The sequence below is a fragment of the Krasilnikovia sp. MM14-A1004 genome (assembly GCF_047159485.1).
Taxonomy (GTDB): Bacteria; Actinomycetota; Actinomycetes; order Mycobacteriales; family Micromonosporaceae; genus Actinoplanes.
Genome location: NZ_AP038773.1, coordinates 6,073,013 through 6,092,900 on the forward strand (window position 1 = coordinate 6,073,013; position 19,888 = coordinate 6,092,900).

General features: G+C 69.4%; 32 protein-coding genes and 1 riboswitch. Of the genes, 1 reads left to right on the top strand and 31 read right to left on the bottom strand.

All coding sequences use genetic code 11. The annotated features are described in order from the left end of the window. Positions 1-48: 48 nt before the first annotated feature. From thiE to ACMCNN_RS26205, 3 genes are all read right to left on the bottom strand, one after another. A complete protein-coding gene (thiE, locus tag ACMCNN_RS26195; RefSeq protein ID WP_412747274.1) occupies positions 49-666 on the bottom strand; it encodes a thiamine phosphate synthase in 618 nt (205 codons plus the stop codon). A 14-nt stretch (positions 667-680) separates the two neighbouring features. Beyond that, positions 681-789, bottom strand: a riboswitch (TPP riboswitch). A gap of 202 nt (positions 790-991) precedes the next feature. Further along, positions 992-2,638, bottom strand: coding sequence for an ABC-F family ATP-binding cassette domain-containing protein (locus ACMCNN_RS26200; protein ID WP_412743167.1), 1,647 nt, complete (start codon positions 2,636-2,638; stop codon positions 992-994). A gap of 31 nt (positions 2,639-2,669) precedes the next feature. After that, positions 2,670-3,284 (bottom strand): class I SAM-dependent methyltransferase, encoded by a 615-nt coding sequence (locus ACMCNN_RS26205; protein ID WP_412743168.1) that lies wholly within the window; start codon positions 3,282-3,284, stop codon positions 2,670-2,672. Between the two features lie 102 nt (positions 3,285-3,386). Here ACMCNN_RS26205 and ACMCNN_RS26210 point away from each other — a divergent pair, with 102 nt between their 5' ends. Then, entirely contained in the window at positions 3,387-4,259 is an 873-nt protein-coding gene (locus ACMCNN_RS26210) for a hypothetical protein (RefSeq protein WP_412743169.1), read from the top strand. A 106-nt stretch (positions 4,260-4,365) separates the two neighbouring features. On the opposite strand, the gene truA is transcribed toward ACMCNN_RS26210, so the two are convergent. The 28 genes from truA to rpsS form a co-directional block, all read right to left on the bottom strand. Continuing rightward, positions 4,366-5,184, bottom strand: coding sequence for a tRNA pseudouridine(38-40) synthase TruA (gene truA, locus ACMCNN_RS26215; RefSeq protein WP_412743170.1), 819 nt, complete (start codon positions 5,182-5,184; stop codon positions 4,366-4,368). A 104-nt stretch (positions 5,185-5,288) separates the two neighbouring features. Further along, a complete protein-coding gene (rplQ, locus tag ACMCNN_RS26220) occupies positions 5,289-5,846 on the bottom strand; it encodes a 50S ribosomal protein L17 (protein WP_412743171.1) in 558 nt (185 codons plus the stop codon). A gap of 64 nt (positions 5,847-5,910) precedes the next feature. Then, on the bottom strand, positions 5,911-6,933 hold the full coding sequence (locus ACMCNN_RS26225) for a DNA-directed RNA polymerase subunit alpha (protein WP_412743172.1): 1,023 nt from the start codon (positions 6,931-6,933) through the stop codon (positions 5,911-5,913). Positions 6,934-7,026: 93 nt separating this feature from the next. After that, positions 7,027-7,653, bottom strand: coding sequence for a 30S ribosomal protein S4 (rpsD, locus tag ACMCNN_RS26230; RefSeq protein WP_412743173.1), 627 nt, complete (start codon positions 7,651-7,653; stop codon positions 7,027-7,029). A gap of 14 nt (positions 7,654-7,667) precedes the next feature. Continuing rightward, positions 7,668-8,075 (bottom strand): 30S ribosomal protein S11, encoded by a 408-nt coding sequence (rpsK, locus tag ACMCNN_RS26235; RefSeq protein ID WP_014440747.1) that lies wholly within the window; start codon positions 8,073-8,075, stop codon positions 7,668-7,670. Between the two features lie 17 nt (positions 8,076-8,092). Then, positions 8,093-8,473 (bottom strand): 30S ribosomal protein S13, encoded by a 381-nt coding sequence (gene rpsM / locus ACMCNN_RS26240; protein ID WP_130510650.1) that lies wholly within the window; start codon positions 8,471-8,473, stop codon positions 8,093-8,095. Between the two features lie 165 nt (positions 8,474-8,638). After that, the gene (rpmJ, locus tag ACMCNN_RS26245; protein ID WP_023358216.1) at positions 8,639-8,752 is read right to left on the bottom strand and encodes a 50S ribosomal protein L36; all 114 of its coding nucleotides are present in this window, start codon (positions 8,750-8,752) and stop codon (positions 8,639-8,641) included. A 48-nt stretch (positions 8,753-8,800) separates the two neighbouring features. Next, the gene (gene infA, locus ACMCNN_RS26250; RefSeq protein WP_007073013.1) at positions 8,801-9,022 is read right to left on the bottom strand and encodes a translation initiation factor IF-1; all 222 of its coding nucleotides are present in this window, start codon (positions 9,020-9,022) and stop codon (positions 8,801-8,803) included. A 271-nt stretch (positions 9,023-9,293) separates the two neighbouring features. Then, entirely contained in the window at positions 9,294-9,854 is a 561-nt protein-coding gene (locus ACMCNN_RS26255) for a DUF1707 domain-containing protein (protein WP_412743174.1), read from the bottom strand. Positions 9,855-9,909: 55 nt separating this feature from the next. Beyond that, a complete protein-coding gene (gene map, locus ACMCNN_RS26260; protein WP_412743175.1) occupies positions 9,910-10,761 on the bottom strand; it encodes a type I methionyl aminopeptidase in 852 nt (283 codons plus the stop codon). A gap of 2 nt (positions 10,762-10,763) precedes the next feature. Then, complete coding sequence (locus ACMCNN_RS26265) at positions 10,764-11,417, bottom strand: adenylate kinase (RefSeq protein ID WP_412743176.1); 654 nt, start codon at positions 11,415-11,417, stop codon at positions 10,764-10,766. 68 nt (positions 11,418-11,485) lie between these two features. Next, positions 11,486-12,832, bottom strand: coding sequence for a preprotein translocase subunit SecY (gene secY, locus ACMCNN_RS26270; protein ID WP_412743177.1), 1,347 nt, complete (start codon positions 12,830-12,832; stop codon positions 11,486-11,488). A 274-nt stretch (positions 12,833-13,106) separates the two neighbouring features. Further along, a complete protein-coding gene (rplO, locus tag ACMCNN_RS26275; RefSeq protein WP_412743178.1) occupies positions 13,107-13,550 on the bottom strand; it encodes a 50S ribosomal protein L15 in 444 nt (147 codons plus the stop codon). Then, a complete protein-coding gene (rpmD, locus tag ACMCNN_RS26280; protein ID WP_130510645.1) occupies positions 13,550-13,732 on the bottom strand; it encodes a 50S ribosomal protein L30 in 183 nt (60 codons plus the stop codon). The genes rplO and rpmD overlap by 1 nt, the downstream gene beginning before the upstream one ends. Beyond that, on the bottom strand, positions 13,732-14,355 hold the full coding sequence (gene rpsE / locus ACMCNN_RS26285; RefSeq protein WP_130510644.1) for a 30S ribosomal protein S5: 624 nt from the start codon (positions 14,353-14,355) through the stop codon (positions 13,732-13,734). The genes rpmD and rpsE overlap by 1 nt, the downstream gene beginning before the upstream one ends. Before the next feature lie 12 nt (positions 14,356-14,367). Further along, the gene (gene rplR / locus ACMCNN_RS26290) at positions 14,368-14,751 is read right to left on the bottom strand and encodes a 50S ribosomal protein L18 (RefSeq protein ID WP_412747275.1); all 384 of its coding nucleotides are present in this window, start codon (positions 14,749-14,751) and stop codon (positions 14,368-14,370) included. Between the two features lie 8 nt (positions 14,752-14,759). After that, a complete protein-coding gene (rplF, locus tag ACMCNN_RS26295; protein WP_412743179.1) occupies positions 14,760-15,299 on the bottom strand; it encodes a 50S ribosomal protein L6 in 540 nt (179 codons plus the stop codon). Positions 15,300-15,312: 13 nt separating this feature from the next. Further along, positions 15,313-15,720, bottom strand: a complete 408-nt coding sequence (gene rpsH / locus ACMCNN_RS26300) for a 30S ribosomal protein S8 (protein ID WP_130510641.1) — start codon at positions 15,718-15,720, stop codon at positions 15,313-15,315. A 73-nt stretch (positions 15,721-15,793) separates the two neighbouring features. Continuing rightward, positions 15,794-15,979 carry a type Z 30S ribosomal protein S14 gene (locus ACMCNN_RS26305; RefSeq protein WP_106130632.1) on the bottom strand — a complete coding sequence of 62 codons (186 nt, stop codon included), beginning with the start codon at positions 15,977-15,979 and terminating at the stop codon, positions 15,794-15,796. A gap of 2 nt (positions 15,980-15,981) precedes the next feature. Beyond that, positions 15,982-16,551: a 50S ribosomal protein L5 gene (gene rplE, locus ACMCNN_RS26310; protein ID WP_412743180.1), complete on the bottom strand. Its 570-nt coding sequence runs from the start codon at positions 16,549-16,551 to the stop codon at positions 15,982-15,984. Further along, a complete protein-coding gene (gene rplX, locus ACMCNN_RS26315) occupies positions 16,551-16,871 on the bottom strand; it encodes a 50S ribosomal protein L24 (protein ID WP_412747276.1) in 321 nt (106 codons plus the stop codon). Before rplX ends, rplE begins: the two co-directional genes overlap by 1 nt. Then, complete coding sequence (rplN, locus tag ACMCNN_RS26320) at positions 16,868-17,236, bottom strand: 50S ribosomal protein L14 (protein WP_007073026.1); 369 nt, start codon at positions 17,234-17,236, stop codon at positions 16,868-16,870. The genes rplX and rplN overlap by 4 nt, the downstream gene beginning before the upstream one ends. Before the next feature lie 92 nt (positions 17,237-17,328). Then, a complete protein-coding gene (gene rpsQ / locus ACMCNN_RS26325; RefSeq protein ID WP_412743181.1) occupies positions 17,329-17,604 on the bottom strand; it encodes a 30S ribosomal protein S17 in 276 nt (91 codons plus the stop codon). Continuing rightward, a complete protein-coding gene (gene rpmC / locus ACMCNN_RS26330; RefSeq protein WP_412743182.1) occupies positions 17,601-17,834 on the bottom strand; it encodes a 50S ribosomal protein L29 in 234 nt (77 codons plus the stop codon). The genes rpsQ and rpmC overlap by 4 nt, the downstream gene beginning before the upstream one ends. Then, the gene (rplP, locus tag ACMCNN_RS26335; protein ID WP_127545789.1) at positions 17,834-18,259 is read right to left on the bottom strand and encodes a 50S ribosomal protein L16; all 426 of its coding nucleotides are present in this window, start codon (positions 18,257-18,259) and stop codon (positions 17,834-17,836) included. The genes rpmC and rplP overlap by 1 nt, the downstream gene beginning before the upstream one ends. Positions 18,260-18,262: 3 nt before the next feature. After that, on the bottom strand, positions 18,263-19,096 hold the full coding sequence (gene rpsC, locus ACMCNN_RS26340; RefSeq protein ID WP_412743183.1) for a 30S ribosomal protein S3: 834 nt from the start codon (positions 19,094-19,096) through the stop codon (positions 18,263-18,265). After that, on the bottom strand, positions 19,096-19,554 hold the full coding sequence (gene rplV, locus ACMCNN_RS26345; RefSeq protein WP_412743184.1) for a 50S ribosomal protein L22: 459 nt from the start codon (positions 19,552-19,554) through the stop codon (positions 19,096-19,098). The genes rpsC and rplV overlap by 1 nt, the downstream gene beginning before the upstream one ends. A 37-nt stretch (positions 19,555-19,591) precedes the next feature. Further along, entirely contained in the window at positions 19,592-19,873 is a 282-nt protein-coding gene (rpsS, locus tag ACMCNN_RS26350) for a 30S ribosomal protein S19 (RefSeq protein ID WP_071803322.1), read from the bottom strand. Positions 19,874-19,888 lie beyond the last annotated feature (15 nt).

Here is a 19,888-nt window from a genome sequence, read left to right on the forward strand (position 1 = left end):
AGTTCCCGCGCACGCGCTCGCGGCCCTCGCTCCGCTCTGTGCACTCGCTCATGTGAGTGCCTTGAGCAGCGCTGTCGTAGCCGACTGCGGGTCCGCGGCGGCGGCCAGCGCACCCACCACCGCAACGCCGTGCGCACCCGCCGCGCGCAGCTCACCGACCGCGTCGACGCCGACTCCGCCGATCGCGATGACCGGAGTGGACCCGGCGGCCCCGGCGACCGCCGCGATGCCGATGGCGCCGATCGGCTCCGGCAGCCCGTTCTTGGTGCTGGTCCGGAACGCCGGTCCCACCCCGAGGTACGTGGCACCGGCGGCGACGGCGGCGCGCGCGGACACCGGCTCGCGGCAGGTGGCGCCGAGCACCGCGGCCGGCCCGAGAACACCGCGCGCGGCCGGGACCGGCAGGTCGTCCGCGCCCACGTGCGCACCGTCCGCGTCGACCGCGACCGCGACGTCGAGCCGGTCGTTGACCAGGAACATCACCCCGGCCGGGCGGCAAATCCCGGCGACGGCCAGCCCGAACTCGTACGCCGCCCGGTCGGTGACGTCGTCCTCGACGCGGACCTGGACGGCCAGGGCGTCCGGGGTCCCGACGGCGGCGGCGACGGCGGCCGTGACCACGCCCAAGGCGTCGCGGCCGGGCCGCGCGTCGGTGATGACGTGCAGGCGGGGAAATGCAGAGCCCACAACTCACTCCTCCCTGCGCCGGCATGATCCGGATCAGGTTCGACGGTCGGGGGCTGCAGCCCCCCTCTCAGCCCGGTACACCGGACTCCCGTGAGGTTGTTCTGCCAGGACGATAACCGCGCTCCCCGTCTCCCGTAAAGCCGCGCGGCCCGTTTGGCACACAGCGGGCATGCCTGCGCGCACCACGCAGGCGGGCCCTACCAGGACAGATGCTCGCCGACGCTCCTATCGGGAGAGTCACCGATCGCTGCCGCTCGGTGCGAGCGAAAGGGCGCCCGCCACTGGTACGTGCGGTGGAGAACAGTCAGCGCACGTCCCACACGGGCTCCGGGGTCTCGACCACCTCGCCGTCCCCCTGGAACAGGACGAACCGGTCGAAGCCACGGGTGAACCACCGGTCATGGGTGACCGCGATCACCGTGCCCTCGTACGCCTGCAGCCCCTCCTCCAGCGCCTCCGCCGAGGCCAGGTCGAGGTTGTCCGTCGGCTCGTCGAGCAGCAGCATGGTCGCCCCGGACAGCTCGAGCAGCAGCACCAGGAAGCGCGCCTGCTGTCCCCCGGACAGCGTCCCGAACAGCTGATCCCCCTGGGCCGACAGCTCGTACCGGTTGAGCGCCTTCATGGCACCGGCCCGGTCCACACCGGAGCGGTGGTCGTCGCCGCGCCACAGGATCTCCACGAGCGTACGGTCGAGCAGCTCCGGCCGGTCGTGCGTCTGCGAGAAGTGTCCGGGCCGGACACGCGCACCGAGCCGCGCGACGCCGTCGTGTGCCACGGCCGCCAGCGGCGCGCCGTCGACCGGCTTGTGTTCCGCGTCGGGGTCGCTGCCGCCACCCGCCAGCAGCCGCAGGAAATGCGACTTGCCCGTGCCGTTGGCGCCGAGCACCGCCACCCGGTCGCCGTACCAGATCTCCAGGTCGAACGGGAACGTCAGGTTCTCCAGCTCCAGCTGCTCGCAGACCACCGACCGCTTGCCGGTACGGCCGCCGCGCAGGTTCATCCGCACGGCCTGCTCCTTCGGCGGCAGCGGCGGCGGCCCGGCCTCCTCGAACTTGCGCAACCGGGTCTGCGCGGCCTGATACCGCGACGCCATCCCGTCGTTGAACGTGGCCTTCTGCTTCAACGTCAGCACCAGCTCGCGCAGCTTCTGGTGTTCCTCGTCCCAGCGCCGCCGCGACTCCAGCAGCCGGTCGTGCCGGTGCGCCCGCGCCTCGTGCCAGGACGCGAACCCGCCCGGATGGATCCACGCGCTGCCGCCCTCGACGGCCACGACCCGCCCGGCGGTCTGGTTCAGCAGTTCCCTGTCGTGCGAGACGTACAGCACGGACTTGCTGGACTCGCGCAGCCGCGCCTCCAGCCACCGCTTGCCGGGGACGTCGAGGAAGTTGTCCGGCTCGTCGAGCAGCAGCACCTCGTCCGTGCCGCGCAACAGCAGATCGAGCGCGAACCGCTTCTGCTGACCGCCGGACAGCGTCCGCACCGGCCGGTGCTTCACGCCCTCCCACGGCTTGTCCAGGATGGCGACGGCCACGGTGTCGAACAGCACCTCGGCGTCGTACCCGCCGACCTCACCCCAGTGCGCCAGCGCGTTGGCGTACGCGAGCTGCGACTTCTCGGTGTCCGACAGGGCGGTCGCGGCCGCCGCGAGCCGCTCACCGGCCGCCCGCAGCGGCGGCGCGACCAGCGACAGAGCCAGATCTTCGAGGGTACGGTCATCGCCGATCATCCCGATGAACTGCCGCATGACGCCCAGCCCGCCGGACCGGGCGATCGTGCCCGTCTGAACCGGCAGATCCCCGGCGACCATGCGCAGCAGGGTGGTTTTGCCCGCGCCGTTCGGCCCGACCAGCGCTACCTTGGCGCCCTCGCCGACCCGGAACGACACGTCCGCGAACAGCTCCCGGCCGTCCGGGAGCACGAACCCCGCACCGGCCACATCGACGTAACCCACGAGCGCATCCTGCCCGTTGCGGAGCGCGGCGTCAGGCGGTTTTCCGGGTCACCCGCAGCACCCGGAAGCCCCGCTGGCTGGCGATCCGGGCGACGTCCCAGCCGAGGCCGACCAGCCACGTGTGCAACGAGTCCCCGCCGAGGTTCTTGTTGATCACCAGCCAGGCCACGCCGTCGGGCGTCAGGCGGGGCAGCCAGCGCTCCAGCATCGCGTGCAGCTCGGCCTTGCCCACGTGGGTCGGCGGGTTGCTCCAGATCTCGTCGAAGGTCACGTCCGCGGGGACGTCGTCGGGTGCGACCACCCGCAGGCGCTCCGCCAGGCCGAGGGTGTCGGCGTTGGCCGCCGCCAGCTCGCGGGCACGGGCGTTGACGTCGACGGCGTACACGGTGGCGGCCGGGGCTTCGCTGGCCAGCACGCACGCGATCGGGCCGTAACCGCAGCCCAGGTCGAGCAGCGTGCCCGAGGCCGCGACCGTGGGCAGCACACCCTTGCGCAACAGTACGGCCGTGCCGGGGTCGAGCCGCCCCGCGGAGAACACGCCCGACGCCACGGCCAGCGCGTAGCCGCGCCCCGCAACGCTGAACTCGACCGTGCCGTGCCGAGCCGTTCCCGCGGGTTCGGCACTGAAGTAATGGTCGGCACTCACGGAGCCAAGTGTGCCGCTGGGGGTCATCCGGGCCCGCGTCGGGGTCGGTTGGCGCACAGCATGTGCGCTCATCGATGACCATGCCCTCCTACCGTGGCCGCCATGTCACGTAATGCCCAGCTCCACGCCGCGCACCGCCTTTCCGCCCCGGTGGGACAGCACCGGCGGGCGACGGCGCAGCCGTTCACCCCTCCCACAGGCGCCGAACACCGCGCGGCCGCAGACCACGTCGCCCGTCAGAAGCCGACGGGCGGCAGCTCGGGGGGCTACCGGGCCCGGCCGCGCGCGGGACACCAATCCCGGCGGGCGCTGCGGCTGGCGCTGGGCGGGCTGGGAGCGTTCGTGCTGGCCGGCGTCTGCGTGCTCAGCGCGTACCTCATCGCCGCCGACGCCCGGCGGGCCCCGGCGGCGGCACGGCAGCAGATCCAGGCGCGCGACCTCGGCTCACGCCGGGTCGATGCCGCGCCCCTGAGCCTGGACGAGGTGTTCCCGGCGCCGGGAATCCCCGCGGGCACGGCGGCGTACCAGGTGGGGATGACGCACATCGACACGGACTGCGGGATCGCCGCGGTCGGCCTCCTCGGCGCCCTGCTGGACCGGTACGGCTGCACCCAGGTGGTACGGGCCGCCCTGACCGCCCCGTACGGCGGGTATCAGGTCACCGCGGGGATCTTCAATCTGGCCGACGAGCCGGGTGCCCGGTGGGTCGCCAACCAGACCCGGCAGCTCGTCGCGGCGGGCGAGGGCACGTTCGCCGCGATGGCCGGGGGCCTGCCCGGCACCGATCCGCGGATCCAGCCACCCGCCCTGGCGAGCTGGGACTTCCACGGGCACTTCCTGCTGTACTGCGTGATCGTGCGCCCGGACGGCCGCCCGGTACGCGACGACGACCCGTACGCCCAGCGCATCACCACGGACCTGCTGCGGTCCTATCTGGGCGATACGGTGCTGGCCCGCCGGGAGTCGCTCTCATAGCCGACGCGGGCGGCACGACAGAGGCGAAGCCAGGCGCGGCTTGTCGACGGCGGCCACCGGATGGCACCGCGCCGACGACCGGCGGCGCGCATGCGCCCAGTGGCGGTCAGGCGCGCAAGCGGCGGGTGGCCTCGGCGCGGGTGGCGTACTCGGCCGGGTCGTCGGGGTAGCCGACCGCGATCAGCGTCAGCCCGTGCGCCGGGGCCACCGTCACCGAGCTGGAACGTTCCCGCAGGGTGAGCAGGGTGGCCGGCCATTCCGGATCCCGCCGTCCGTCGCCCACCGGCAGCAGCGCGCCGATCAGGCTGCGCACCATCGCCTGGCAGAACGCGTCGGCCTGCACGGTGGCGACCGCGACCCCGTCCGGCTCGCGACGCCAGTCCAGGGCCGTGATGGCCCGCACGGTGGTGCCGTGCTCCTTGCGTTTGCAGTACGCCGCGTAGTCGTGCTCGCCGATCAGCCCCGCCGCCGCCAGCCGCAACCGGTCCAGGTCGAGCGCTCGCACCCAGCCGAGCGTGTCGTGGCGGCGCAGCGGCTCCGGCCCCCACGGGGTGTCGGCCACCCGGTACTCGTACCGGCGGAAGGTGGCCGAGAACCGGGCGTCGAACGTACCCGGCACGACTGCGGCGCCCCGCACGCGGGCGTCCGGCGGCATCAGCGCGGCCAGCCGCCGCAGCAGCGTCCCGTCGAGTTCCTCCCACGCGGCCGCGGGCAGGTCGATGTGGCAGACCTGCCCGGTGGCGTGCACCCCCGCGTCGGTACGCCCCGCCACGGTCAGCCCGAGTGGGGTGTCGGCACCGACCAGCCGCCCGAGGGCCTCGGTGAGCACCCCGGCGACGGTGCGCCGTTGCGGCTGGGCGGCCCAGCCGGAGAAGTCCGTACCGTCGTAGGTGACGTCCAGTCGGACGCGGATCAGTTCGCTCATCCCGCCATTCCGGCTCGCAGCTGGGCACGGCCGCCCGTACCCGGGAACGGAACGGCCCGGCGCCCCCGCGAGGGCGCCGGGCCGGTCGGACCGTGCGTGACCGATCAGGCCGTGGTGTCTTCGCCCTCGGCCTTGTCGCCCGGGCCCTCGGCACCCTTGTCGCCGGAGGCGTTCACCGGCGGCTCGGAGTCCTGGTCGACGGTCGAGGTCGGGACCTCGTCCTCGCGGGCCAGGGCCTCGACCTTGTCCTGCTGCGCGGCGGCCTTGCGGGCCGCCTTGCGCGGCGCGGTGGTGGCCGCGACCTGCAGCTCCTCGACCAGCTCGATGACCGCCATGGGAGCGGCGTCGCCCTTGCGCGGGCCGGTCTTGGTGATGCGGGTGTAGCCGCCCGGCCGGTTGCCGTAGCGCGGGGCGATCTGCTCGAACAGGGCGTACACGACGTCCTTGTCCTTGACGACAGTCAGCACCCGGCGGCGAGCGTGCAGGTCACCGCGCTTGGCCTTGGTGATCAGGTGCTCGGCCAGCGGGCGCAGGCGCCGGGCCTTGGTCTCAGTCGTCTTGATCTTCCCGTGCCGGAAGAGCTCCGTGGCCAGGTTGGCCAGCAGCAGCTTCTCGTGCGCCGGGCTGCCGCCGAGGCGGGGACCCTTGGTGGGCGTGGGCATTCGATGCTCCTCGTCAGTTTCTTGCAGTGCGGCGGCAAAGCCGCCTGCACGGCGGCAGCCGAGATTAGAGCTGCTCGGTCTCGCGGTAGTCGTCGGTGTCGTAGTCCACGTCGCCGAACGAGTCCACGACGTGCGCCGGGTCGAAGGACGGCGCGCTGTCCTTGAGGCCCAGGCCCATACCGGCGAGCTTCATCTTGACCTCGTCGATCGACTTCTGACCGAAATTCCTTATATCGAGGAGGTCGGCTTCCGTACGCCCTATCAATTCGCCCACCGTGTTGATGCCCTCGCGCTTGAGGCAGTTGTACGACCGGACGGTGAGGTCCAGCTCCTCGATCGGCAGGGCCAGGTCGGCGGCCAGCTGGGCGTCCTGCGGCGACGGCCCGATGTCGATGCCCTCGGCGGTCTCGTCCAGCTCGCGGCACAGGCCGAACAGCTCGACCAGCGTCGAACCGGCCGACGCCAGCGCGGTACGGGGCGAGATCGACGCCTTCGACTCAACGTCGATGATCAGGCGGTCGAAGTCGGTGCGCTGCTCGACACGGGTGGCCTCGACGCGGTAGGTCACCTTCATCACCGGCGAGTAGATGGAGTCGACCGGGATCCGGCCGATCTCGGCACCCGCGTTCTTGTTCTGGGCGGCGGTGACGTAGCCACGGCCCCGCTCGACCGTGAGCTCCATGTCGAGGCGGCCCTTGCTGTTCAGCGTGGCCAGCTTGAGGTCGGGGTTGTGCACAGAGACACCGGCCGGCGGCTGGATGTCGCCCGCGGTGACGTCGCCGGGGCCCTGCTTGCGCAGGTACATGCTGACCGGCTCGTCGTGCTCGGAGCTGACGGTGAGCTCCTTGACGTTCATGACGAGCTCGACCACGTCCTCCTTGACACCGGGGATCGTGGTGAACTCGTGCAGCACGCCGTCGATCTTGATGCTGGTGACCGCCGCGCCCGGAATGGACGACAGCAGCGTACGGCGCAGCGAGTTGCCCAGGGTGTACCCGAAGCCGGGCTCCAGGGGCTCGATGGTGAAGCGGGAGCGGGTCTCGCTGAGCGTCTCTTCCGAGAGGCTCGGCCGCTGGCTGATGAGCACGGTGTTCTTCTTTCTGTCGGGGCACCCGCTATTTGATGCCCGTCCGGTGGTGGTACGGGGATGCCGGCCGTGCGACCGGCATCCCCTGAGCTGCTACTTGGAGTAGAGCTCGACGATCAACTGCTCCTGGACCTGGGTGTCGATGACCTGGCGGGCCGGGAGCGAGTGGATCAGGATCTTCATCTGGCTGGGGATCGGCTCCAGCCACGCCGGCACCGGGCGGGACCCCGCCTGCGCCTGCGCCACGACGAACGGCGTCAGCTCACGGGACTTCTCCCGCGTCTGCACGATGTCGTGCTCCTTCACCCGGTACGACGGGATGTCGACCTTCACGCCGTTGACGGTGAAGTGGCCGTGCTTGACCAGCTGACGGGCCATGTCCCGGGACGCGGCGTAGCCGGCCCGGTAGACCACGTTGTCGAGCCGGGACTCGAGGATCTGCAGCAGCACCTCACCGGTCTTGCCCGGCTTGGAGACAGCCTCCTCGTAGTACCCGCGGAACTGCTTCTCGAGAATCCCGTAGATGCGACGGGCCTTCTGCTTCTCACGGAGCTGGAGCAGGTACTCCGTCTCCTTGGTGCGACCGCGGCCGTGCTGCCCCGGCGGGAACGGCCGGGACTCGAACGGGCACTTCGGCCCATCGCACTTGCTGCCCTTGAGGAACAGCTTCATCTTCTCCCGACGGCAACGGCGGCAGTCGGCACCTGCATAGCGAGCCATTAGTCCTCTACCTCTCAGACCCGACGACGCTTCGGCGGGCGGCAACCGTTGTGCGGCTGGGGCGTGACGTCGGAGATCTGTCCGACCTCGAGGCCCGCGGCCTGCAGCGAACGGATGGCGGTCTCCCGGCCGGAGCCGGGGCCCTTGACGAACACGTCGACCTTGCGCATGCCGTGCTCCATGGCCCGGCGCGCGGCGGCCTCGGCGGCCAGCTGCGCGGCGAACGGAGTCGACTTGCGGGAGCCCTTGAAGCCCACCTGGCCCGAGGAGGCCCAGGAGATGACAGCACCGGTCGGGTCGGTGATCGACACGATGGTGTTGTTGAAGGTGCTCTTGATGTGCGCCTGCCCGTGGGCGACGTTCTTGCGTTCCTTGCGCCGGACCTTCTTGACGGCGGCCCCAGCGCGTGCCTTCGGTGGCATGAGTCAGTGCGCTCCTATTACTTCCGACCGGGCTTCTTCTTACCGGCGACCGTGCGCTTCGGACCCTTGCGGGTACGAGCGTTGGTACGGGTCCGCTGGCCCCGGACGGGGAGACCCCGGCGGTGCCGGATGCCGGCGTAGCAGCCGATCTCGACCTTGCGGCGGATGTCCGCGGCGACCTCGCGGCGCAGGTCGCCCTCAACCTTGAAATTGGCCTCGATGTAGTCGCGGAGCTGGACCAGCTCCTCTTCCGTGAGGTCCTTGGCGCGCTTGTTCAGATCGATGGCGGTCGCGGTGAGCGCCTCGACTGCACGCGTGCGTCCGATACCGAAGATGTAAGTGAGCGCGATCTCCATCCGCTTCTCGCGGGGAAGATCGACGCCGACGAGACGTGCCATCTGTGGGCGTACTCCTCAGCTGTCTCGGAGGTCTGTGCCCATCCCACCCCGCCTGCCCGGGCGGGCCCCGGCCTCCGACCGGGGGTGAGTCCGCGTGTCATCGACGTGGTGATACGCGGCTGGAACGAGCTTGTTCTCAGGTACGGACCTGGCAGCGCTGGGCTTTCAGCCCTGGCGCTGCTTGTGGCGCGGGTCGTCGCAAATGACCATGACCCGGCCGTGCCGGCGGATAACCCGGCACTTGTTGCAGATCCGCTTGACGCTCGGCTTGACCTTCACGGTTTGGCCTTAACTTTCAGTCAGACGGGTAAAGGAACCCCGCTACCCCTACTTGTACCGGTAGACAATGCGCCCACGGGTCAGGTCGTACGGGGAAAGTTCCACGACGACCCTGTCCTCGGGCAGGATGCGGATGTAGTGCTGCCGCATCTTGCCGCTGATGTGAGCCAGCACCTTGTGACCGTTCGCCAGCTCGACGCGGAACATCGCGTTGGGCAGGGGCTCGATCACTCGGCCTTCGATCTCGATGGCTCCGTCTTTCTTGGGCATGTCCTCCGCTACCTGACATTGGGGTCTGGGGCAAGCTCGCAACGCCTTACCCGAACCCGCGAGGGGCCCGGTCCAGCCGCGGCTCCGGCTCCACCAGAAGCGCTTGGTGGACATGCCGGAGTGGACGCTGCGCGCCAGCTAGCCAGTGTACGCGTGCCCAAGCATCGACACCAAACCGAGGTCGCCGTACCCGGAGTCGGGAGTGTCGAGCGCCCAGAAACCGGACGAACCGCCCCGGCACCGGCGTCTTCCCCGACCTGTCGCGCCCGCCTCAGCCCGGCTCGCCCGGGGACCCGGGGGTATCGTCCGCGCCCAGCGCCCGGCGCTCCCGCTTCAGCTGCCGGGCCTGCTCCTTGGCCAGCTCCCGGGCCTGCCGCTCCGCCTGCCGGCGCGGCTCCCCACTGGCCAGCCCCGCCACCGTCTGCCACAGCAGCACCGCGCCCCACGGCCCGGCCACCCAGATCGGCCAGTAGTAGCCCGCGTGCCCCGAGGCGAGACTCGTCGCACCCCAGACGGCGGTGGTCACGGCCACCGCCGGGACCCAGCTGCTCCACACCCGCAGCAGCCAGCGGCGGGTCGCATGCTGCTGCGCCGCGACGACGGCCGCACCGAGGTTCTCCCGCATCGGCACGGCGGGCAGGTCGGTGAGCAGCGTGTCCAGCTCGCCGTAGGTCTTCGCGGCGTACGCCCGCTGCAGCCGCTCGTCGTACTCGGCCAGATCGAGCCGGCCCTCGTCGAGTGCCGCCTGCAGCCGGGCCGCGACCTGCTGCCGATCGGCGTCAGCCGCCCGCATCTCGTCACGCCCCATGCCGTCCAGCATGCCAGGCGTCATCGAAGGGCGCGATCGCGCATTTCGGGCCTCGTCGGCGGCGGCCCGACCGCGGTGCTCAGTTGATCGAGTCAGGCAGGGGCTGGCGGGCGGTCACCAGGTCACCGAGGCGGGCGCGGCCGCCGTCCGGGGCCGTGGTCACCCAGACCCCGTCGTCCAACAGCGCCATGGTGTGCTCGACGTGCGCGGCCATGGACCCGTCGCGGGTGACCACGGTCCAGCCGTCGGACAACTCCTGGGTACGCGGCGAGCCCAGGGTGATCATCGGCTCGATGGCCAGGCACAGGCCGGGGACCAGGCGCGGGCCCTTGCCGGGCTTGCCGTGGTTGAGCACGTGCGGGTCCTGGTGCATCTCCGTGCCGATGCCGTGCCCGCCGTAGCCCTCCACGATCCCGTACCGACCGGCCGCTCGGGTCGCCTTCTCGACGTTGAACGAGATGTCGGTCAGGCGGCCCCGGCCGTTGGCGCAGCCCCGCGCCGCGGCGGCGATGCCCGCCCACATGGCGTCCTCGGCCACCTGCGCCATCTTCAGCAAGGCCGGGTCGGTCTCGCCCACGCCGACCGTGATGGCCGAGTCGCCGTGCCAGCCGTCCAGCACGGCGCCGCAGTCCAGCGAGATCAGGTCACCCTCCTCGAGCACCTGGTCGGCACTGGGGATGCCGTGCACGACCTGCTCGTTGACAGAGGCGCAGATGGACGCGGGGAAGCCGTGGTAGCCCTTGAACGACGGGATCGCGCCGGCGTCGCGGATCACCTTCTCGGCGATGGCGTCCAGGTCGGCGGTGGAGACGCCGGGAGCGACCGCCTCGCGCATGGCCTGCAGAGCCGCGGCGACCACCAGCCCGGCGGCGCGCATCAGCTCGATCTGCTCCGGGGTCTTCAGCTGAATGTCCAGCTGGACACGGCGCATGGTCAGCTCCCGTACGACCGGAGCGCCTCGATGGCGCGGTCGGTCACGTCCTCGACCGGGCCCGTGGCGTCGATGCCGACCAGCTTGCCCTGCGCACCGTAGAAGTCGACCAGGGGGGCGGTCTTCTCGGTGTACTCGACGAGGCGGTTGGCGATCGTCTCGGCCTTGTCGTCGTCGCGCTGGAACAGCTCGGAGCCGCACCGGTCGCAGACGTCTTCCTTGGTGGTGGGGTCGAACTCGATGTGCCAGATCTTGCCGCAGCCCCGGCAGGTGCGCCGGCCGGAGAGCCGCCGGATGACCTCGTCGTCGTCGACCACGAGTTCCATCACCAGGTCGAGCGCCGTGCCCAGGTCGGCCAGCAGCTTGTCGAGGGCGGACGCCTGCGGCACCGTACGGGGGAAGCCGTCGAGCAGGAACCCGTCCGCCGCGTCGGGCTCCGCCAGCCGGTCGCGGACCATGTTGATGGTCACCTCGTCCGGTACGAGGTGACCCGCGTCCATGTACCGCTTCGCTTCGATGCCGAGCGGTGTCCCCTGTGAAACGTTTGCCCGGAAGATGTCCCCAGTCGAGATCTTCGGTACGGCCAGGTGGGCGGCGATGTACTCTGCCTGTGTCCCCTTGCCGGCCCCCGGGGGGCCTACCAGCACCAGCCGCACCTACATCGCCTCGCTTCGGTGAGAACGAGCAATCGCCGACGCACGAGCCCCCCGGCTCCGCGTTTCCACTACCGGAGGAACCCTTCGTAGTTGCGCTGCATCAGCTGGCTCTCGACCTGCTTCACCGTCTCCAGGCCCACACCAACCATGATCAGCACCGCGGTACCACCGAACGGGAAGTTCTGGTACTGCTTCGCATTGAGCCAGATGAAGAAGAAGTTCGGCAGCACCGAGATCAGACCGAGGTACAACGCACCTGGCAGGGTGATCCGGCTGAGGATGAAGTCGAGGTAGTCGGCGGTCGGCTTGCCGGGCCGGATGCCCGGGACGAACCCACCATACTTCTTCATGTTGTCTGCGACCTCGGTCGGGTTGAACGTGATCGAGACGTAGAAGTACGTGAAGAAGATGATCATCAGGAAGTACGTGGTGATGTAGATCCAGTTGGTCGGGTCGGCCAAGTGGTTCTGAATCCAGACCTGGTAGTCCTTGAGATCGTTCTTGTTGAAGAACTGCAGGTAGAGCTGCGGCAGGTAGAGCAGCGACGACGCGAAGATGACGGGGACGACACCCGCCTGGTTGACCTTCAGCGGGATGTAGGTCGACGTGCCGCCGTACATCCGCCGCCCGATCATGCGCTTGGCGTACTGCACTGGGATGCGTCGTTGCGCCTGTTCGATGAAGACGACCGCGCAAATGATGAGCAGGACGAGCACGATCACCAGCGCGAACTTGTCCCAGCCGCTCTGCTCCTTGATCGTCCAGCCCTCGCCGGGGAGGCGGGCCGCGATCGAGGTGAAGATCAGTACGGACATGCCGTTGCCGACGCCGCGGTCGGTGATCAACTCGCCGAGCCACATGACCACGCCCGTGCCGGCGGTCATCGTGATCACCAGCATGGTCAGGGTCAGCCAGTCCGGGATCCCGGTGTCCTTCGGGATGATCGCGAACTTCGGGTTGTCCTGCGGGCAGTTACCGGCGAACAGCTGGCCGGAGCGGGCCAGCGCCACGAACGCCGAGGACTGCAGGATCGCCAGGCCCAGCGTCAGGTAACGGGTGTACTGAGTAATCTTCGCCTGGCCGGACTGGCCCTCCTTGCGCAACTGCTCCAGGCGTGGGATCACCACGGTGAGCAGCTGGAGGATGATCGACGCCGTGATGTACGGCATGATCCCCAGCGCGAAGACAGACAGCGACAGCAGGGCGCCGCCCGAGAACAGGTTCAGCAGGTTGAGGATCCCCGTGCCGTCCTGGTTCTCGTTCACCGCCTTGATGCAGTTCTGCACGTTGGTGTACGAGACACCCGGACTGGGCATGGTCGCACCGAGCCGGTACACCGCGATGATCGCCACTGTGAACAGCAGCTTCTTGCGCAGGTCAGGCGTCCGGAACGCACTGGTAAAGGCGGAGAGCAACTTCTTCCTCCTGCGCAGGGTGGCCGCCTGACCGGCGGTTCGACGATAGGGATCGGCCCGGACGACCGATTTTCCTAGCTGGGAACGGACTCTAACAGTCTGGTGCGGTTGAGGTCAGGCACGGTAGCCGCATGTGCGTCACGGCTGCGCCCGTACCGCCTCGGCGACCCCTGCGACAGCGGCGCCGGCCCCGGTGGAAGACCAGGCCGACGCCAGAACGGGGATGCCGGCCCGAGCGCCTCTCAGCGCCCCGGGCGGGCACCCCCGCAAGCCGTCACAGCTCGGTGGTGGAACCACCCGCGGCCGCGATCTTCTCCTTGGCGGACTCGCTGAACGCGTGCGCCGAGATCTGCAGCGTCACGCCGCCCAGCTCGCCCGAGCCGAGGACCTTGACCGGCTGACCCCGCCGGACGGCGCCCGCGTCGGCCAGCTCCAGCGGGCCGACCTGGCCGCCGTTCGGGAACAGCTCGGCCAGCCGGTCCAGGTTCACGACCTGGAACACGACCTTGTTGCGGTTCTTGAAGCCCTTCAGCTTCGGCAGGCGCATGTGGATGGGCATCTGCCCACCCTCGAACGCCGCCGAGATGTTCTTGCGGGCCTTGGAACCCTTGGTGCCCCGACCGGCGGTCTTGCCCTTGGAACCCTCACCGCGACCCACACGGGTCTTCGCGGTCTTGGCGCCGGGCGCCGGGCGGAGGTGGTGGACCTTGATCGCCATTACTCGACCTCCTCAACGTTCACGAGGTGGCGCACGGCGAAGATCATGCCCCGAATCTCGGGGCGGTCCTCCTTGACGACCACATCGTTGATCCGCTTCAGGCCGAGCGACCGCAGGGAGTCCCGCTGGTTCTGCTTACGGCCGATGTCGGACCGGACCTGGGTGACCTTCAAGCGTGCCATCAGTGCACCGCCGCTTCCGCACGCGCCGCCAGCATGGCCGCCGGCGCCACGTCCTCGACCGGCAGGCCGCGGCGGGCCGCGACCTTCTCCGGCGACTCGAGGCCCTTCAGCGCGGCCACCGTGGCGTGCACGATGTTGATCGGGTTCGACGAGCCGAGGCTCTTCGAGAGCACGTCGTGGATGCCGGCGCACTCCAGGACCGCGCGAACCGGACCACCGGCGATGACACCGGTACCGGCGGACGCGGGCTTGAGCAGCACAACACCCGCGGCGGCCTCGCCCGTGATCGGGTGCGGGATCGTCGCACCGATCCGCGGCACCTTGAAGAAGTGCTTCTTGGCCTCCTCGACACCCTTGGCGATCGCCGCGGGCACCTCCTTGGCCTTGCCGTATCCGATACCGACGGTGCCGTCTCCGTCGCCGACGATCACCAGAGCGGTGAAGCTGAAGCGACGACCACCCTTGACGACCTTGGCGACACGGTTGATCGCGACGACCCGCTCGAGATGGGGGGTCTTCTCGACGGGCGCGTTGCCGCGACCGCCCTCGCGGCGGTTGTCCCGGCGGCCGCCACCTTCGGTGTTACCGCCGGACCCGCCGCCACGGCGCTGCTGACCAGGCATTGGTCTTCCTTCCTAGAACTCGAGTCCGGCTTCGCGGGCGGCGTCGGCGAGAGCGGCGAGCCGCCCGCCGTACTGGTTGCCACCGCGGTCGAAGACGACCTTGGACACGCCCGCGGCCTTGGCCCGCTCGGCGATGAGGGCGCCGACCTTGCCGGCCAGGGCGCTCTTGTCGCCCTCGGCACCGCGCAGCGAGGCGTCCAGCGTGGAGGCCGAGGCGAGCGTGTGCCCCTTGATGTCGTCGATGACCTGCGCGGTGATGTGCCGCAGGGACCGGGTGACGACGAGGCGCGGACGCTCGGCCGAGCCGCGCAGGTTCTTGCGGACCCGGAAGTGCCGACGCGCCCGGCCCACGGAGCGCTTGGCGGCGACACCGCCGCCATTGCGGCGCTTGAGCAGCGTGGCGGTCACTTCTTACCTGCCTTTCCAGCCTTGCGGCGGATGACCTCGCCCTGGTACTTGACGCCCTTGCCCTTGTACGGCTCCGGCGGGCGGATCTTCCGGATGTTCGCGGCGACCTCGCCGACGAGCTGCTTGTCGATGCCGGCCACCGTGAACTGGGTCGGCCGTTCCACCGAGAAGGTGATGCCGTCCGGCGGCGTCACGTTCACCGGGTGCGAGAAGCCCAGGGCGAACTCGAGGTCCTTGCCCTTAGCGGTCACCCGGTAACCGGTGCCGTTGATCTCCAGCGTCTTCTTGTAGCCCTCGGTGACGCCGATGATCATGTTGGCGACCAGGGTGCGCGAGAGGCCGTGGAGCTCCTTGGCCTTCCGCTCGTCGTTGGGGCGGTTGACGTGCAGCTCGCCACCCTCCTGCGCGACCGTGATCGGCTCGGAGACGACGTGCGACAGCTCGCCCTTGGGGCCCTTGACCTTGACGGTCTGGCCCGTGATGGTGACGTCGACGCCGGCCGGGACCGGGATCGACTTACGTCCGATTCGCGACATGTCAGAGTCTCCGTTACCAGACGAAGGCGAGGACTTCCCCGCCAACGCTCCGCTTGCGGGCCTGCCGGTCGGTCAGCAGCCCCTGGGACGTCGAAATGATCGCGACGCCCAGGCCGCCGAGCACGCGCGGGAGCTCGTCGGACTTGGCGTACACCCGGAGACCGGGCTTGGACACGCGCTTGATGCCGGCAAGGCTGCGCTCGCGGTTCTGGCCGTACTTGAGCTCAACGACCAGACGCCTGCCGACCGCGCCCTCTGCGGGCTCCTCGGCCGACCAGGAGGCGATGTAACCCTCTGCCTTGAGGACCTCGGCGATGTTCGCCTTGATCTTCGAGAAGGGCATCTCCACCTTGTCGTGGTACGCCTGGTTGGCGTTACGCAGACGCGTGAGCATGTCTGCGATCGGGTCAGTCATCGTCATGGGTGTTCGTCAACCTTTCTCGCCGGGGTTCCCGGATGCGGGCCTACGGCGAAGCGGTGTTGCAATAAGTCGGTTACCAGGAAGCCTTCGACACGCCCGGGAGCTCACCGCGGTGAGCCATCTCCCGGATGCACACCCGGCAGAGGCCGAACTTGCGGTAGACCGAGTGCGGACGCCCGCAGCGCTGGCAACGGGTGTACGCGCGCACAGCGAACTTCGGCTTCGCGGCTGCCTTGAGGATCAGCGCCTTCTTCGCCATGCTCAGTTCTCCTTGAACGGGAAGCCCAGGAGCTTGAGCAGCGCCCGGCCCTCGTCGTCAGTGGTGGCGGTCGTGACCACCGTGATGTCCATGCCGCGCGTCCGGTCGATCTTGTCCTGGTCGATCTCGTGGAACACCGACTGCTCGGTCAGACCGAAGGTGTAGTTGCCGTGGCCATCGAGCTTGCGCCCGTCCAGGCCACGGAAGTCACGGATACGGGGCAGCGCGATCGACAGCAGCCGGTCGAGGAACTCCCACATCCGGTCGCCGCGCAGCGTGACCTTCGCGCCGATCGGCATGCCCTCGCGGAGCTTGAACTGCGCGATGGACTTGGTGGCCCGGCGCACCAGCGGCTTCTGGCCGGTGATGGTGGTCAGGTCACGCACGGCGCCGTCGATCAGCTTGGCGTCGCGGGCGGCCTCGCCCACACCCATGTTCACGACGACCTTCACCAGGCCGGGAACCTGCATGGGGTTGCCGTACTTGTACTGCTCCTTGAGCCCGGCGACGACCTCTTCGCGGTACTTCTGCTTGAGCCGGGGCAGGGTCTTGGCTTCAGTTGCGGCAGTCATCACAGGTCCTTACCGGTGCTACGCGCGATACGGATCTTCTGCCCGTTCTCGTCGAACCGGTAGCCGACACGGGTCGGCTTGCCCTGGTCGTCCACGATCTGCACGTTGGAGATGTGGATCGGGGCCTCCTGGGTGACGATGCCACCGGTCTTGGAGCCGCGCTGAGTGGTGCGGATGCGTTCGTGCTTCTTCATGCGGTTGACGCCCTCGACGAGGACCTTGTCCTGCCGCGGGTAGGCCGCGATGACCTTGCCCTTGGCACCCTTGTCCCTACCGGCGATGACGACGACCGTGTCGCCCTTCTTGATCTTCACGGTCAGAGCACCTCCGGCGCCAGGCTGATGATCTTCATGAACCGCTTGTCGCGCAGCTCGCGCCCGACCGGGCCGAAGATGCGGGTACCGCGGGGGTCTCCGCCGTCCTTGATGATCACGGCGGCGTTCTCGTCGAACCGGATGTACGAGCCGTCGGGCCGCCGCTTCTCCTTGGCGGTGCGGACGACGACCGCCTTCACGACGTCGCCCTTCTTCACACCGGCGCCGGGGATGGCGTCCTTGACCGTGGCCACGATGACGTCGCCGATGCTCGCGTAGCGACGACCGGAGCCGCCGAGCACGCGGATGCACAGAATCTCCCGGGCACCCGTGTTGTCGGCGACGCGCAGTCGCGACTCCTGCTGGATCACGTCTGTCTCCTATGTCTGCCAGTTCTCCGGCGACGTACCGAAGCTTGGCGGAACGATGGGCCGCCGGGCCGGACGAAGCCGGCCCGGCGCACTCACTTGGCCTTTTCGAGGATCTCCACGACCCGCCACCGCTTGGTGGCGGACAGCGGACGGGTCTCCATCAGCAGCACCCGGTCGCCGATTCCGCAGGCGTTCTGCTCGTCGTGCGCCTTCAGCTTGCTGGTGCGGCGGAGAACCTTGCCGTACAGCGCGTGCTTGACGCGGTCCTCGACCTCGACCACGACGGTCTTGTCCATCTTGTCGCTGACCACGAGGCCCTCGCGCACCTTGCGCTGGGGCCGCGCCTCGGCGGTGCTGTTCTCACTCACGCTGTCACCTCATCCGGCGCGACCGAGAGACCCAGCTCGCGCTCACGCATGATCGTGTAGATCCGTGCGATGTCCCGACGGACGACCTGCAGCCGACGGTGGTTGTCGAGCTGGCCCGTGGCGCCCTGCACGCGGAGGTTGAACAGCTCCGCCTTGGCCTCCCGCAGCCGTGCGACCAACTCCTCCTCGGAGAGTTCGCGCAGCTCGCCGGCCTTAACGCCCGCTGCCATCAGCTTTCACCTACTTCGCGTGTCACAATGCGGCACTTCATCGGGAGCTTGTGGATCGCGCGGCGCATGGCCTCGCGGGCGATCGTCTCGTTCGGGAAGGACATCTCGAAGAGGATCCGTCCCGGCTTGACGTTCGCCACCCACCACTCGGGCGAGCCCTTACCGGAACCCATCCGGGTCTCGGCGGGCTTCTTGGTCAGGGCCTGGTCCGGGAAGATCGAGATCCAGACCTTGCCACCACGCTTGATGTGACGGGTCATCGCGATACGCGCCGACTCGATCTGCCGGTTGGTCACGTACGCCGGCTCCAGCGCCTGGATACCGAACTCGCCGAAGACCACCCGGTTGCCGCCCTTGGACGCGCCGGAGCGGTCCGGGTGGTGCGGCTTGCGGAAGCCCTTCGGGGGCTTACGCGGCATCAGCATCTGTCAGCCCTCCTGCTGCGTCTCGGCCGGAGCCGCGGCGGGCGCGGCGGTTTCGGTCGACTCGGTGGCGGCGGCCTGAGCCGCACGACCGGCCTCGGTGCCACCGGCGGTCGTCCCGGACGAGCCGGAACGGCCACGGCGCGGACGGTCGGGGCGGTCGCCCCGCTCGCGGCGCGGACGCGCGGGCGCCTCGGCCGGGGCCTCACGGCCCGGCACGGCGTCGCCCTTGTAGATCCACACCTTCACGCCGATGCGGCCGAACGTGGTACGGGCCTCGAAGAAGCCGTACTCGATGTTGGCGCGCAGGGTGTGCAGCGGGACGCGACCCTCGCGGTAGAACTCCGTACGGCTCATCTCCGCGCCGCCGAGACGGCCGGAGACCTGCACCCGGATGCCCTTGCAGATCGGGTTCTTCATGGCCGACTGCATGGCCTTGCGCATCGCCCGGCGGAAGCTGACCCGGCTGGACAGCTGCTCGGCGACGCCCTGCGCCACGAGCTGCGCGTCCGACTCGGGGCTCTTCACCTCGAGGATGTTGAGCTGCACCTGCTTGCCGGTGAGCTTCTCCAGCTCGCCGCGGATGCGGTCGGCCTCCGCGCCCTTACGGCCGATGACGATGCCCGGCCGGGCGGTGTGGATGTCGACGCGGACCCGGTCGCGGGTCCGCTCGATGTCCACCTTGGAGATGCCGGCGCGCTCCAGGCCCTTGGACATCATCCGGCGGATCTTGACGTCCTCGCCGATGTAGTCCTTGTAGAGCTTGTCCGCGAACCAGCGGGACTTCCAGTCGGTGGAAATGCCGAGGCGGAACCCGGTGGGGTGAACCTTCTGACCCATTACTCGGCACCCTCCGTGCTCTGGGACTCGGCGGCCTGCGGCTCAGCGGCCTTGGCGGCCTTCTTCGCCGGGGCCTTCTTCGCCGGGCGGGCCACCTGGACCGCCTCGACCGCCACCGTGATGTGGCAGGTGCGCTTGCGGATCCGGTACGCCCGGCCCTGCGCGCGCGGCCGGAACCGCTTCAACGTCGGACCCTCGTCGACGAACGCCTCGCTGACGAGGAGCGCGTCGGGGTCGAGCCGCTCGTTGTTCTCCGCGTTCGCGATCGCGCTGGCGAGCACCTTGTAAACCTGCTCACTCGCCGCCTGCGGCGCGAACTGCAGCACCGTGAGCGCCTCCTTCGCGGGCAGACCGCGGACGAGGTTGATCACCCGGCGCGCCTTGTTCGGCGAGATGCGCACGTGACGCGCAACCGCCCGCGCGCCCGGAAGCGCCGGTGCGTCGCCCTTAACTGGCATCGCTGTAGCTCCTTGATCCTCTAATCCGTGTGTCTGCTCAGCGCCGACGGCTCTTGCGGTCGTCCTTCTCGTGACCCTTGAACGTCCGGGTCAACGCGAACTCGCCGAGCTTGTGGCCGACCATGGCCTCGGTGATGAACACCGGGACGTGCTTGCGTCCGTCGTGCACGGCGATCGTGTGCCCGAGCATGTCGGGGATGATCGTCGAGCGCCGCGACCAGGTCTTGATGACGTTCTTCGAGTTCTTCTCGTTCTGGACTTCCACCTTCTTGAGCAGGTGGTCGTCGATGAACGGGCCCTTCTTCAGGCTGCGAGGCATCTTCTTCTACTCCCG

Excerpts from the sequence above, each read along its gene's own strand:
- infA (WP_007073013.1), bottom strand. The coding sequence starts at position 9,022 with ATGCCCAAGAAAGACGGAGCCATCGAGATCGAAGGCCGAGTGATCGAG.
- ACMCNN_RS26305 (WP_106130632.1), bottom strand. The coding sequence starts at position 15,979 with ATGGCGAAGAAGGCGCTGATCCTCAAGGCAGCCGCGAAGCCGAAGTTC.
- rpmC (WP_412743182.1), bottom strand. The coding sequence starts at position 17,834 with ATGGCAGCGGGCGTTAAGGCCGGCGAGCTGCGCGAACTCTCCGAGGAG.
- ACMCNN_RS26210 (WP_412743169.1), top strand. The coding sequence starts at position 3,387 with ATGTCACGTAATGCCCAGCTCCACGCCGCGCACCGCCTTTCCGCCCCG.
- map (WP_412743175.1), bottom strand. The coding sequence starts at position 10,761 with ATGCGCCGTGTCCAGCTGGACATTCAGCTGAAGACCCCGGAGCAGATC.
- rplV (WP_412743184.1), bottom strand. The coding sequence starts at position 19,554 with ATGCCAGTTAAGGGCGACGCACCGGCGCTTCCGGGCGCGCGGGCGGTT.
- rpmD (WP_130510645.1), bottom strand. The coding sequence starts at position 13,732 with ATGGCACGCTTGAAGGTCACCCAGGTCCGGTCCGACATCGGCCGTAAG.
- rpsD (WP_412743173.1), bottom strand. The coding sequence starts at position 7,653 with ATGGCTCGCTATGCAGGTGCCGACTGCCGCCGTTGCCGTCGGGAGAAG.
- rpsS (WP_071803322.1), bottom strand. The coding sequence starts at position 19,873 with ATGCCTCGCAGCCTGAAGAAGGGCCCGTTCATCGACGACCACCTGCTC.
- rpsH (WP_130510641.1), bottom strand. The coding sequence starts at position 15,720 with ATGACGATGACTGACCCGATCGCAGACATGCTCACGCGTCTGCGTAAC.
- rplE (WP_412743180.1), bottom strand. The coding sequence starts at position 16,551 with ATGACTGCCGCAACTGAAGCCAAGACCCTGCCCCGGCTCAAGCAGAAG.
- rpsK (WP_014440747.1), bottom strand. The coding sequence starts at position 8,075 with ATGCCACCGAAGGCACGCGCTGGGGCCGCCGTCAAGAAGGTCCGGCGC.
- ACMCNN_RS26255 (WP_412743174.1), bottom strand. The coding sequence starts at position 9,854 with ATGACGCCTGGCATGCTGGACGGCATGGGGCGTGACGAGATGCGGGCG.
- rpsE (WP_130510644.1), bottom strand. The coding sequence starts at position 14,355 with ATGCCTGGTCAGCAGCGCCGTGGCGGCGGGTCCGGCGGTAACACCGAA.
- rplO (WP_412743178.1), bottom strand. The coding sequence starts at position 13,550 with ATGGCGATCAAGGTCCACCACCTCCGCCCGGCGCCCGGCGCCAAGACC.
- rplQ (WP_412743171.1), bottom strand. The coding sequence starts at position 5,846 with ATGCCCACGCCCACCAAGGGTCCCCGCCTCGGCGGCAGCCCGGCGCAC.
- rplP (WP_127545789.1), bottom strand. The coding sequence starts at position 18,259 with ATGCTGATGCCGCGTAAGCCCCCGAAGGGCTTCCGCAAGCCGCACCAC.
- truA (WP_412743170.1), bottom strand. The coding sequence starts at position 5,184 with ATGAGCGAACTGATCCGCGTCCGACTGGACGTCACCTACGACGGTACG.
- rplF (WP_412743179.1), bottom strand. The coding sequence starts at position 15,299 with ATGTCGCGAATCGGACGTAAGTCGATCCCGGTCCCGGCCGGCGTCGAC.
- rpsM (WP_130510650.1), bottom strand. The coding sequence starts at position 8,473 with ATGGCACGTCTCGTCGGCGTCGATCTTCCCCGCGAGAAGCGGATGGAG.
- rpsC (WP_412743183.1), bottom strand. The coding sequence starts at position 19,096 with ATGGGTCAGAAGGTTCACCCCACCGGGTTCCGCCTCGGCATTTCCACC.